General features: G+C 63.1%; 11 protein-coding genes and 1 tRNA gene. 9 read left to right on the forward strand and 3 right to left on the reverse strand.

Features of this window, described 5'->3' with window-relative positions; genetic code table 11:
• Positions 1-101 precede the first annotated feature (101 nt).
• Positions 102-977 carry a tRNA glutamyl-Q(34) synthetase GluQRS gene (gene gluQRS / locus NKI18_RS23625; protein WP_352619544.1) on the reverse strand — a complete coding sequence of 292 codons (876 nt, stop codon included), beginning with the start codon at positions 975-977 and terminating at the stop codon, positions 102-104.
• A 122-nt stretch (positions 978-1099) separates the two neighbouring features.
• Between gluQRS and NKI18_RS23630 the strand changes: the two genes are divergently transcribed.
• Together NKI18_RS23630 and NKI18_RS23635 are read left to right on the forward strand one after the other, a co-directional pair.
• The gene (locus NKI18_RS23630; protein ID WP_353020700.1) at positions 1100-1741 is read left to right on the forward strand and encodes a DNA-3-methyladenine glycosylase family protein; all 642 of its coding nucleotides are present in this window, start codon (positions 1100-1102) and stop codon (positions 1739-1741) included.
• A gap of 129 nt (positions 1742-1870) precedes the next feature.
• Positions 1871-2428: an HNH endonuclease gene (locus tag NKI18_RS23635; protein WP_023677956.1), complete on the forward strand. Its 558-nt coding sequence runs from the start codon at positions 1871-1873 to the stop codon at positions 2426-2428.
• Positions 2429-2578: 150 nt separating this feature from the next.
• On the opposite strand, the gene NKI18_RS23640 is transcribed toward NKI18_RS23635, so the two are convergent.
• Positions 2579-3097 (reverse strand): disulfide bond formation protein B, encoded by a 519-nt coding sequence (locus NKI18_RS23640; protein ID WP_352570543.1) that lies wholly within the window; start codon positions 3095-3097, stop codon positions 2579-2581.
• Positions 3098-3126: 29 nt separating this feature from the next.
• On the reverse strand, positions 3127-3714 hold the full coding sequence (locus NKI18_RS23645) for a YqaA family protein (protein ID WP_023677958.1): 588 nt from the start codon (positions 3712-3714) through the stop codon (positions 3127-3129).
• Positions 3715-4171: 457 nt separating this feature from the next.
• Between NKI18_RS23645 and NKI18_RS23650 the strand changes: the two genes are divergently transcribed.
• From NKI18_RS23650 to NKI18_RS23680, 7 genes are all read left to right on the forward strand, one after another.
• Positions 4172-4256, forward strand: a tRNA-Leu gene (locus NKI18_RS23650).
• A gap of 644 nt (positions 4257-4900) precedes the next feature.
• The gene (locus NKI18_RS23655) at positions 4901-6340 is read left to right on the forward strand and encodes a SidA/IucD/PvdA family monooxygenase (RefSeq protein ID WP_352619546.1); all 1440 of its coding nucleotides are present in this window, start codon (positions 4901-4903) and stop codon (positions 6338-6340) included.
• 24 nt (positions 6341-6364) lie between these two features.
• The gene (locus tag NKI18_RS23660) at positions 6365-7540 is read left to right on the forward strand and encodes an acyl-CoA dehydrogenase family protein (protein ID WP_352619547.1); all 1176 of its coding nucleotides are present in this window, start codon (positions 6365-6367) and stop codon (positions 7538-7540) included.
• A gap of 13 nt (positions 7541-7553) precedes the next feature.
• A complete protein-coding gene (locus NKI18_RS23665; protein ID WP_352619548.1) occupies positions 7554-8909 on the forward strand; it encodes an LLM class flavin-dependent oxidoreductase in 1356 nt (451 codons plus the stop codon).
• A 7-nt stretch (positions 8910-8916) separates the two neighbouring features.
• Positions 8917-9258, forward strand: coding sequence for a DUF3088 domain-containing protein (locus NKI18_RS23670; RefSeq protein ID WP_352619549.1), 342 nt, complete (start codon positions 8917-8919; stop codon positions 9256-9258).
• Positions 9259-9262: 4 nt separating this feature from the next.
• Entirely contained in the window at positions 9263-10444 is a 1182-nt protein-coding gene (locus NKI18_RS23675) for an acyl-CoA dehydrogenase family protein (RefSeq protein ID WP_352619550.1), read from the forward strand.
• A complete protein-coding gene (locus tag NKI18_RS23680) occupies positions 10441-11796 on the forward strand; it encodes an LLM class flavin-dependent oxidoreductase (protein WP_352619551.1) in 1356 nt (451 codons plus the stop codon). The genes NKI18_RS23675 and NKI18_RS23680 overlap by 4 nt, the downstream gene beginning before the upstream one ends.
• Positions 11797-11837: the final 41 nt, after the last annotated feature.

Raw genomic sequence — 11837 nt, forward strand, 5'->3', positions numbered from 1 at the left:
CGTCATCCGATGCTGGCCTCCACTCCAGCCAGCATCTTGAATCACAAAACCGACTGATCCGGAATCCCCTTCGATTCCGTCAAATCAGGAACCGCTCTAGTCTAGAGACCGACCAGCCGCTTGAGATCGGCGGGCGATGCGCCCGCCTTACGCTGGGCGGCAAGGCCGGTATTGCCAAGGCTCTTCGACAGTTTTCGTCCGTCCGGGCCGAGGATCAGGCGATGGTGAAAATAGGCCGGCTGCGGCAGGCCAAGCAGTTGCTGAAGCAGCCGCTGCACGCTGGTCGCGGAATAAAGGTCCTGGCCGCGCACGACATGGCTGACGCCCTGCAGCGCGTCGTCTATGGTGACGGCGAGGTGATAACTGGTCGGGATTTCGCGGCGCGCCACGACCACGTCGCCCCAATCCTGCGGATGGGCTTCGACACGACGCGTCGCGGAGAGCGTCTCGTCCGTGTATTCGGCCCATGACAGGTCCTTGCCGGCGCGCGCTATTGCAGCATCGACGTCCAGCCGCCAGGCAAATGGCACATTTTCGGCAACGCGCCGCTTGCGTTCGCTCGCCGTCAACGCCTTGTCGGCGGCGGGATAGAGCGGCACGCCGTCCGGGTCGCGCGGCCAGTCGCGGCCACGCTTCTCGCTGTCGGCGATGAAGGCGCGGATATCACTTCTGCTCATGAAGGCCGGGTAGACAAGTTCTTCCTTGATCAGCCGCTCGAGCATCGCCCGATATTCGGCAAAATGCTCGGACTGGCGGCGCACCGGTTCCTCCCAGCCAAGCCCCAGCCATTTCAGGTCGCGAAAAATGCCTGCCTCGAATTCCGGCGTGCAGCGCGTCGTGTCGATATCCTCGATGCGCAGCAGCAGGCGTCCGCCCGCCGCCTTTGCCAATTTCTGATTGAGCAGCGCCGAATAGGCATGGCCGAGATGCAGTTCGCCGTTCGGGCTCGGCGCGAAGCGGAATGTCAGCAGTGTCATTGTCCGGCGGCAATCGGGTTGTGTGGCGCTTTCGCCAATTGCTACTTTGCGCCGGTGGCGTCGTGCGTCCAGAGGGACACGTGACGAAGCGTGCGGCACTTTTGATTTTGGAACAAGCAGACATGCAACGCATCGCCAGTCTCGACGACATTGCGCAAGGGCTGGATAGGCTATGCTTACTCGACCCACGCCTGGAAAAAGTGCGCGGCATGGCCGGCGAGGTGCCGCTCAGGCTGTCGGAGCCGGGGTTCAGGAGCCTTGCCTCGATCGTCGTTTCACAACAAGTGTCCCGCGCGAGCGCCGATGCCATCTTCGGCCGGCTGACGAGACTGCTCGATCCGCTGACGCCGCAGGCGATACTTGCCGCCGACGAGGCGATCTTTCGCGAGGCCGGGCTGTCGCGGCCCAAGCAGCGCGGCCTGGTTGCCGTCGCCCGGGCGGTGGCCGAGGGACTCGACCTCGATCACCTGTGCCGGCTCGATGCAAGCGAGGCGATCGCGGCCATGATCAAGGTGCCGGGCATCGGCTCGTGGACGGCTGAAGTCTACCTTTTGTTTGCCGCCGGACACCCAGATATTTTTCCGGCGCGCGACGTAGCATTGCAGAGCGCGGTCGGCCATGCGCTCGGCATCGACCCGCGTCCGCCGGAGAAAATGCTGATCCGGCTTGCCGAATCATGGAGCCCGTGGCGCGGTGTCGCATCGCGGCTTTTCTGGGCTTATTATCGCGAATTGAAGGGCAGGGATGCCGCGCCTCCGGCCTGAATCCGCAAAAAAGCATTGAAATCATGCGTTTTTGAGACCCGGCATGATCGACAATCCGCTTCACATCCCTGTCATGTCGGGCTTACAGTATCCGCGTCGACCGGTTCTAGGGTGAAGGAGGTCAACGACGTGACGGTTGCCGTATCTCCGGATGGGCTTCCAGCGCTGGTGCTGAATGCGGATTACCGTCCGCTCAGCTATTACCCCCTGTCGCTCTGGTCCTGGCAGGATGCCATCAAGGCGGTGTTCCTCGAGAGGGTGAACATCGTCGCCGAATACGAACACGCCGTCTCTTCACCGACCTTTTCGATGAAGCTGCCGAGCGTCGTCAGCCTGAAGGCTTACGTGAAACCGTCGAGGCATCCGGCGTTTACCCGTTTCAACGTCTTCCTGCGTGACCGTTTCCAATGCCAATATTGCGGCACGCCGGACGATCTGACGTTCGACCATGTCATTCCTCGCCATCGCGGCGGCGCCACGACCTGGGAGAATGTCGTCGCTGCCTGCTCGCCCTGCAATCTGAGGAAGGGCGGCATGATGCCGGCCCACGCCAAGATGTGGCCGCTGCAGAAGCCCTACCAGCCGACGGTGCATGATTTGCATAATAACGGCCGGCTGTTCCCGCCCAACCATCTACACGAAAGCTGGATGGATTATCTGTACTGGGATGTCGAACTCGAGCCGTGAGATCATCCGATAATTCGGAGGCTGGCCGTCTGAAGCGATTTTCTGCGCTTCCGATGCTCACGGACCAATGTCCGCTCCGCTTCGGTTCTCGACAATCACTCCACCCGACTCAGCCTGCCGAATTCTTGGATGATCTCGTGTCGCGCTAAATCAGTCGCGGGCGAAGGCGCTGCGGAAGGCTACGACTGCCAGGACAAAGCTGGCGATGGCGTTCCAGCCGGCCAGCGACAGGCCGAGGATGCGGAGCGCCGCCTTGTCGCAGGAGGGCGGGACGAATTTGTCGAGCGCATCGAGCACGCCCTTGCCGCCGGTGTCCACCGGCCCGGCGGCTGCAGTGCAATCGGTCGGGCCTGGCCACCACGCCCATTCGACGCCGGAGTGATAAACGCCGAGATAGACGCCGTAGAGCATCAGCAGGCCGCCAATAGCCAGCAGGCCACGGCTTACCCAGGCTGGCGCGTGAAGAGCCGACGCAAGCACCGCCAGCAGCATCAAGGGCACGCCGACGTAGTAAGGGGTGCGCTGCTCGAGGCAGAGCTTGCAGGGGATGTAGCCGCCGAGATACTGGAAGGCCAGCGCCGAGCCGACCGTGGCGGCCATGGCGACAGCGAGAAACAGGGCGGTGCGCAGCCGCTGGCGTCCGGTATCGGCATTCACTGTCGCTGTCATCGGACTCAGTCCATTCGGTTCGATGCCGTTCAGACGGCGTATTTGACGACGATATAGAGCAAAATCAGGGCAGCGGCGGCGGCGCCTGCAATCTGGCCAAGGCGCTTTTCGATGAAGTGGCGGATCGGCTCGCCATAGCGGCGCAACAGCCACGCGAGAAACAGGAAGCGAGCACCGCGCGCCACGATTGCGAGCACGATGAACAGCAGCAAAGGAACACCGATGACGCCCGACAGGATCGTCACAACCTTGATCGGCGGCAGATGGGCGAGGCCGGAGGTGACCAGCATCAGGATGATGAAGCCGACACCCGATGAGACGCGCATCGCTTCGAACTCGTCATATTTGCCATAAAATTCGAGGATCGGCCGCGCCACCGCATCATAGGCATAATGGCCGATGAACCAGCCGGCGATGCCGCCCAGCACCGAGGCGACGGTGGCGACCAGCGCGTAACGATAGGCGCGATCCGGCCGCGACAGCGCCATCGGCAGATAGAGGACGTCGGCCGGCACCAGGAACACCGAACTCTCGACGAAGGCGATGAAGGCCAGCCACCATTCGGCGGATTTGCTCGCCGCCAGCGACAAGGTCCAGTCGTAAAGTCCGCGAAGCATCGGCACTCCTAATGCACGCCCAAACCGGTAGCGGTCTTGGGGTCACGACATGTACAAACAAAGACTTGGAAGCGCCCCGCATCAACCTCGTCGGACAAGGTGCGCTTCAATGACATGCGCCGCCTGTCTAGAAAGATTTTCCGCGCTGCACAATGGCAGCTGCTTCACGAAATCGAAAGGCTGAGGCTTGAGCGAGCCCAGATGTCGGGATTTGGCCAGTTGACGAACAGGCCTCCAACCGTATAGTCCGCGCCCATCCAGGCCGCCCGGCCTGAGCCCCTATGGCGGAATTGGTAGACGCGCTCGACTCAAAATCAGGATGCGTCTACCGTCAGCCCGCAGGGTAATAGGATTGGAGGTCAATAGGTTAGGAGTTAAGGGCCGCTTAATTCTCGAACTGCCACCCTCTACGTAGGTGCAGCATGAGAGCGTTGAGAGGTAAATGAGTTAGCGCCTTGCGGGTGTGGTGAAACTGGTAGACGCGCTGGATTCAAAATCCAGTTCCGAAAGGAGTGTCGGTTCGAGCCCGACCACCCGCACCAACTATCGGCCAACAAACTTTGAGAACGGCGGTCATTTCGCCTGTCGCGCCATAGTTCGAATCGTGTCGGCCGCCCACCTCTATCAGGATACTCCGCAATGTCCGGTGATGGATGGGACAGATCAATACATAAAATCAGTATGTTATGAGAGATCGTGTGCAAAAACTGCACACGAAAGTTCCGCTACTCTTCTGTTTTCGTTCCTGCGATGGAGTAGCCGACGGGCCTCTTGGGACGCCTGTTGAGTAGCTGCGCTGTCCTATCTTGCGAGGACCGTTGCTGGTGTATCCGCGATCTGCCGTCTTTCAGATGGCGGACGTCACACATGTCGGTCGACCAAGATCAAGCTTGACCCCGCTGACCACGCGACGCCGCTGATGTGCTCGACACCAATGCCCGACTGCGTCGGCGTGTTGCGCGTGAGCCGTAAGAAATAAAAATGACCAGTGCGCTTGAGCCCGCTGCAATATCAAAAAAGATGCCCTGGCTTCAGGGAGGCCACACGCACCGCCCATTCGTCGGCTGTGAAAGCGCGTCGTTGCAATGCAAGTGAAAAAAACTACCGGCCAATCAAAGCGAACATTTCTGGACTGTTTGCCGACCGAGGCGGAGTTTGAGGAGGCTCAACTTCAGCCGGGACCGAAATGGCCTTACCGACCGATCCAGATCACCACGCCCGGGAAACGCTCCGGCTGATCGGCCCCGATCCGCAGAACTGGGTGCCGGACCGGGAAGGCATCGACCACAATGTCTTCATCGTTGGCGGTGGGCAGACGGGGGCGACCTTTGTCTTCGCGTTGAGGCGTGCCGGCATTGGCAAGGTCACTGTCGTCGACGCGGCACCGGATGAAAGCAAGGCCGGCATCTGGCTCGCTCATGCACGGATGAACCGGCTGCGAACGCCAAAGGGCTTGCCGGGACCGGAACTCGGCCTGCCAGGCCTGAGCTTTCAGTCATGGTATGAAGCCCGCCATGGTGTGGAAGCCTATGCCGGTTTCGACCGCATCGCGCGGACGGATTGGGCGAGTTACCTGAAATGGTATCGCGCGTTCCTCGGTATCGGCATTCGTTACGGCACACGTCTCATTCGCATCGAGCCGGCTGGCGGGCATTTTCGCCTCCACCTCGAAGCCGACGGCAGGCCCTCGATCGAAACGGCGCGCAAGATCATTCTGGCCAATGGCTTTGGCGGCAGCGGCGGTCCAGTGATACCGCCGGTACTTGCCGCCTTGCCGCAGGGCTTTGTCGCACACAGTTCTGCGGCAATCGATTTTGCCTCGCTCAACGGCAAGGCAATCGCTGTCGTCGGGTCGGCGGCTTCGGCATTCGATGCGGCCGGAGCTGCCCTTGAGGCCGGCGCGAAATCGGTGCGTCTGTTCGCCAGACGCACCAGCATTGCCAGTGTGCCGATCAACCGCGTGCGCGGCTATCCCGGCGCCTATGACAATTATCCGCTGCTGCCCGATGCGGTGCGCTGGCGCCAGGCGCTGCGCTTCCGCGAGGCCGGTTCGACGCCACCGCTCGATGCGGTGGAGCGGGCGGTGCGGCACCAGAATTTTCATCTCCATCTCGGTGCCCCCTGGACAAATGCGGATGTCGAAGACGGCAAGGTCGTCACCGATATCGCAGGCGAGACGTTTGCGTTCGACTTCGTCGTCGCCGGCACCGGCTATTTCGCCGACCCGACGCGCAAGCCTGAGTTCGCCGATTTCGCCGCCACCATCCGGCTATGGCGCGACCAGTACGCGCCGCCGGAAGCAGAGCTGGATGAATTTTTCGGCGCCCATCCTTATCTCGGCCTCGGCCATGAATTTCTCGAGAAGGCGCCGAGGGAGGCGCCATTCCTGAGGAATATCCATGTCTTCAATCCCGGCGGCTTTGTCAGTTTCGGCCTGCCGATCGGCGATGTGCCGTCGATCAGGCGCGATGTGCCGGCCGTTGTCGCGCGCATCAGCCGCGATCTCTTCCTCGCCGATCTCGACAGCCATGAGAGTCGCATAACTGGGAGCCATCCGGCCGAGTTCGGCGAAGACGCCTATGCCGCTTCCGTCTGGCGGCCGGCGCGGACCATCGCGGCGGAATAGACGCATTTCCATGGAAAAACGCCGATGACCTTCAGCCCTGACCTTTCCGACCCGTTCGTCGCCACGGCGGTCGAACTGCGCGATATCTTCGATCGGGATGCCGTGGCGCGCGACAAGGCCGGCGGGCGGCCGGTCGAGCAAATCCGCCTGCTGAAGGAAAGCGGCCTGCCGTCGGCGCAGATTCCCAAGCGCTATGGCGGCAAGGGCGCACCCTGGCTGTCGGTGCTGCGCGTCGTGCGCGAATTCGCCCGCACCGACGGCTCGCTCGCCCATCTCTACGGATACCATCATCTGCCGCTCAATGGCGTGCTGTTCCGTGGCACGGAGGCGCAGAGGGACCGGCTGCTGACACGCTCGGCAAGGGAGAACTGGGTCTGGGGCAATTCCGGCAACGCCATGTCGAAGACGTCGACGGCCAGGCGCAACGGCACGGGCTGGATCCTTAGCGGCTTCAGGCCGTTCTCTTCCGGGTCGCACATCGCAGACTACATCCAGGTTGCCTGGGAGGACGGCCAGGATCGACTAGCGGCAGCGATCCCGGCTGACCGTGAGGGCATCGTCATCGAGGATGACTGGGATGGTGTCGGCCAGCGGCAGACCGGCAGCGGCAAGGTGACGTTCAAGGACGTGCATGTCGGCGACGACGAACTGATCGGCTCGCCAGCGGTGCCGCTGACGCCGTTCCAGACGCTGACGTCACTGTTCCAGCAGGCGGTCCTGCTCAACCTGTTCGTCGGCAGCGCGCAAGGAGCGCTGAGCGAAGGCCGCGACTATACGGTCTCGCAATCGCGCCCCTGGGTCTATTCCGGCTATGAGAAACATACCGACGATCCGTTCGTGCAACGCAAATATGGCGACCTCTATATCCGCACGCTCGCCGCGGCCGAACTGGCCGATATAGCAGCACGCAGCCTCGATGCCGCCTATGGCCAGGGCGAGGCGTTGACCCCGGAGCAGCGCGGGCAGACGGCGATCGATCTCGCCACCGCCAATGTCTACGCCGGACAAATCGGCCTCGATGCGTCGAGCGAGGTTTTCGAGGTGATGGGCGCCCGCTCAGCCACCAAGGCCAACGGCTACGACAGGTTCTGGCGCAACGTGCGCACGCACACGCTGCACAATCCGGCCGAATACAAGAAGCGCACGATCGGCACCTGGTTGCTCACCGGGGAATTCCCGGTCGGCGGATTGTATCGCTGAGGAGGCGCGGAACATGGCCAGCCGCAAGGACAAGCTCAAGCTTGGAGCCTTTCTTCTCTTCACCGGCCACCATGTCGCAGCCTGGCGCCACCCGGAGGCAGGAGAAGGGACCAGCCTCAACGACTATGTCGAGCTGGCCCGGCTGGCGGAAGCAGCCAAGTTCGACACGATCTTCTTCGCCGACGGCGTGGCGGCGCGGCTGAAGGATCTGGAGGCCGCCAGCCGCAAGGCGCATAGCGGCGTCTATCCGTTCGAGCCGATCACGCTGCTGTCGGCACTGTCGGCTGTGACCAGGAACATCGGCCTCATCGCCACGGCGTCGACCAGTTTTTCCGATCCCTACAATCTGGCCCGCCAGTTCGCGTCGCTCGACCATCTGAGCGGCGGGCGGGCCGGCTGGAATCTGGTCACTTCGTCCGATCCGGAGGCAGCGTTCAATTTCGGTCACGAGACGCATATCCAGCATGGCGAGCGCTACGACCGCGCCGAGGAATTCGCCGATGTCGTGCTCGGCCTGTGGGACAGCTGGGAAGATGACGCCTTCCGGCGCGACAGAGCAAGCGGGCGCTATTTCGACAAGGACAAACTGCATGTGCTGAACCACAAGGGCCAGCACTTCAAGGTGCGTGGTCCCCTGAACACGCCGCGAACGCCGCAAGGCCATCCGGTCGTGGTCCAGGCCGGGGCGTCGGGTCCGGGCAGAGAGCTGGCGGCTCGTACCGCGGAAGCGATTTTCGCCGCGCAGATCACGCTCGACGAAGCCACCGCCTTCTATGCCGACGTCAAGGGCAGGCTCGGCAAATATGGCCGCTCGGAGGATGATCTGAAGGTCCTGCCTGGCATCTTCCCGGTCGTCGGCCGCACCGAAGCCGAGGCGCAGGAGAAGTTCGAACAGCTGCAGGACCTCATCCAGCCGGAAGTCGGCCTCGGTTTGGTCTCGGCGCTGGCCGGCGGCTTCGACCTCAGCTCTTACCCGCTCGATGGGCCCGTGCCTGAATTGCCGGAGACCAATGCCGGCAAGAGCCGGCAAGCGCTGGTGATCGATCTGGCGCGGCGCGAGAAACTGACGATCCGGCAGCTCTATCTGCGCATCGCAGGCGCCCGCGGCCACTGGCAGGTGGTCGGCACGCCGCAACAGATCGCCGACACCATGGAAGAGCGGTTCGAGAATTACGGCGCCGGCGGCTTCAACATCATGGCGCCGATCATGCCTGGCGGCCTGAAGGATTTCATCGAACTGGTGGTGCCGGAACTGCGCCGCCGTGGGCTGTTCCGCGACGAGTATGAGGGCAGCACCTTGCGCGACAATCTCGGCCTGAAGCGGCCGGCAAACCGCTTTTCGCGGCATGCCGCGGCGGCTGCGGAGTAGGCCGGCAATGGCGCGCGACACGCTCTTTCTCATCCTGCCGGGTTTCGCCGACCCAAAGCAGCCGGGCCAGACGTTCGTCTGCCCCTATTGCAACCAGGTTGAGGGATTGCTCGCAGCCTTTCCCGATCTCGCCGCCAGACTCGACGTTGAGCGCGTGCCGTTTTCGAGGCCGAGAGGCAAGGTGATCGACACGCTCGGCGAACGGCACCAGTCACTGCCGGTGCTGATCATCGGCAGCGATCCGCCCGCCGACTTGCCGACGGCCAAGGGCAAGGTCTTCGCCGATGACACCAGGCGCATTCTTGCACTGCTTGCCGAGCGCCACGGCTTCCCGCATCTGCATGAGTGAGACGATGACCCTCGATCCCGACATCTCCAATCCATGGATCGCCAAGGCGGTCGAGCTGCGCGACATCTTTGCCCGCGATGCGGTCGAGCGCGACCAGCTTGGCGGCAGGCCTACCGAACAGATCCGTCTGCTCAAGCAAAGCGGCCTGCTCACCATCGTGATCCCCAAGGAATTCGGCGGCGCCGGGGAACCCTATTCGACGGCGCTGAAGATCGGGCGCGAGTTCGCCAAGGTCGACGGCTCGATCGGCCATATCTACGGCTACCATTTCAGCGCGCTGATCGCCGCCAGGCTCAATTCGGACGAACCGCGCTCAGCCGATCTGTTGCGGCGTTCGGCTGCCGGCGACTGGTTCTGGGGCAATACCGGCAACAGTTTTTCGAAAACGCTGTTCGGCCGCAAGGATGGCGAGTGGACGATCGTCAACGGCTTCAAACCCTTTGCTTCCGGCTCGCATGTCGCCGACTATCTTTCGACGTCGTGGGAAGACGAGGTCAGCGGCGAGAGGAATTTCGCGGCGATCCCCGCGAACCGCGAAGGCATCACCGTTCTCGACGACTGGGACGGCATCGGCCAGACGCAGACCGGCAGCGGCAAGGTCGCCTACAAGGACGTCAGGATCCACGACAGCGAGTTGGTGCGCGGTTGGGTCGACGCGTCACTGCCGATCCGCACTATCGGCCCGCTGCAGCAGCAAAGCGTGCTGCTCAATGTCTTCATCGGCACGGCCCAGGGCGCGCTGCTGGCGGCACGAGACTACACGCTCAACAGTTCGCGGCCGTGGATGTATTCCGGCGTCGAGCGCCATATCGACGATCCATGGATCAAGCGGCAGTATGGCGAACTCTGGGTCAAGACGCGGGCGGCAACGGTGCTGGCCGATCGCGCGGCGGCGGCGATCGATCATGCGATCGCGCGCGGCAAGGCGCTGACCGAGGAAGAGCGCGGCGAAGCGGCCGTTGCCGTCGCTGCGGCCAACGTGCTGGCCGGCAATGTCGCGCTCGAAGTGACGACCGAGATCTTCGAGGTGATGGGCGCGCGCTCGGCGGTGCGCAAATACGGCTTCGATCGCTTTTGGCGCAACGCGCGTATCCACACCTTGCACAACCCCGCCGAATACAAGACCCGCACAGTCGGCACCTGGTACCTGACCGGCGCCTATCCCGAGCCCGGCGTCTTTCGATGAGCGGCCGGCAACTCCATCTCAACGTCAACATCCTGCATGCCGGCTTCTCGCCGGCGGCATGGCGGATGGACGGCGTCGACCCCTATGCCGCCTTCACCGTCGGCCACTATGTGCAGGTGGCGAAGATCGCCGAGCGCGCCAAGCTCGACGCCATCTTTCTTGCCGATCAGGCAGCAATCTCGGACCGCATTGACTATCGGCCGATCACATCTCTGGAGCCGACGATTGTGCTGGCAACGGTAGCCGCCGCGACCGAGCGCATCGGCCTGATCGCCACGGTATCGACCAGCTTCAACGAACCCTACAACATCGCCCGTCGTTTCGCGACGCTCGACCACGTCAGCGGCGGGCGTATCGGCTGGAACATCGTGACCACGGCCGACCCGGCCTCGGCCCGCAATTTCGGCCTGACGGGTGCGATCGATCATGGCCGGCGTTACGAGCGGGCGGCGGAATTCGCCGAGATCGTCAAGGCATTGTGGGACAGCTGGGAGGACGATGCCTTTATCGGCGACGTCGCCAGCGGGCGCTTCGTCGATGCCGCCAAGGTTCATGCCATCGAGCACAAGGGCGCGCATTTTTCGGTGTATGGGCCGCACAATGTGCCGCGCTCTCCGCAAGGACATCCGGTGGTCGTCCAGGCCGGCGGGTCCGATGACGGCAAGGACCTCGCCGCCCGCCACGCCGAAGCCGTGTTTTCCGCATCGCAGTCTTTCGAGGAAGCGCTCGGCTATGCGCGGGAACTTAAGGCGCGTGCCGTCGCCTATGGCCGCACCGGCGGCGTGCCGCTCAACCTCGCCGGCCTATCCACCATCATCGGCAGCACCGAGGCCGAAGCGGAGCGGCGGCAAGAAGAGCTGTGGGACCGCATCCCGCTCGACTACAGCCTTGGCCGGCTGTCCGGCGTGCTCGGCATCGATCGCGAGCGGCTGAAGCTCGACGAGAAGCTGCCAGAAGGGATTCAACTGCCCCCCAACGGCGGCCACACCTTCTTCAAGGCCACGCTCGCGCTCGCGCGCAGCAACGATTTCACGGTTCGCCAGCTGATCCGGGCGCTGAACGGCAGCACCGGCCACCGCACCATCGTCGGCACGCCCGAGCAGATCGCCGACGATATCGAAAGATGGTTTGTCGCCGGCGCCGCCGACGGCTTCAACCTGATGCCGGACGTGCTGCCGACCGGACTGGAGGTCTTTGTCGATACGGTGGTGCCGATCCTGCGCCGGCGCGGCCTGTTCCGCACCGAATATGAGGGGCGCACGCTGCGCGACCATCTCGGGCTTGCCAGACCCGAAAGCCGCTTTGCACCGCAGCCGCACAAGGCGCCAGCGCTGCATGAGGCCACCCATTGAATGGTCATCAAAATACAACGGAGCGGAAGGTCCTGCCATTG

Source organism: Mesorhizobium sp. M0800 (assembly GCF_040320095.1).
In the GTDB taxonomy this organism is placed as follows: domain Bacteria; phylum Pseudomonadota; class Alphaproteobacteria; order Rhizobiales; family Rhizobiaceae; genus Mesorhizobium.

Coding starts and splice junctions, on each gene's coding strand:
- NKI18_RS23670 (WP_352619549.1), top strand. CDS start 8,917: ATGGCGCGCGACACGCTCTTTCTCATCCTGCCGGGTTTCGCCGACCCA.
- NKI18_RS23660 (WP_352619547.1), top strand. CDS start 6,365: ATGACCTTCAGCCCTGACCTTTCCGACCCGTTCGTCGCCACGGCGGTC.
- NKI18_RS23675 (WP_352619550.1), top strand. CDS start 9,263: ATGACCCTCGATCCCGACATCTCCAATCCATGGATCGCCAAGGCGGTC.
- gluQRS (WP_352619544.1), bottom strand. CDS start 977: ATGACACTGCTGACATTCCGCTTCGCGCCGAGCCCGAACGGCGAACTG.
- NKI18_RS23630 (WP_353020700.1), top strand. CDS start 1,100: ATGCAACGCATCGCCAGTCTCGACGACATTGCGCAAGGGCTGGATAGG.
- NKI18_RS23665 (WP_352619548.1), top strand. CDS start 7,554: ATGGCCAGCCGCAAGGACAAGCTCAAGCTTGGAGCCTTTCTTCTCTTC.
- NKI18_RS23640 (WP_352570543.1), bottom strand. CDS start 3,097: ATGACAGCGACAGTGAATGCCGATACCGGACGCCAGCGGCTGCGCACC.
- NKI18_RS23680 (WP_352619551.1), top strand. CDS start 10,441: ATGAGCGGCCGGCAACTCCATCTCAACGTCAACATCCTGCATGCCGGC.
- NKI18_RS23645 (WP_023677958.1), bottom strand. CDS start 3,714: ATGCTTCGCGGACTTTACGACTGGACCTTGTCGCTGGCGGCGAGCAAA.
- NKI18_RS23655 (WP_352619546.1), top strand. CDS start 4,901: ATGGCCTTACCGACCGATCCAGATCACCACGCCCGGGAAACGCTCCGG.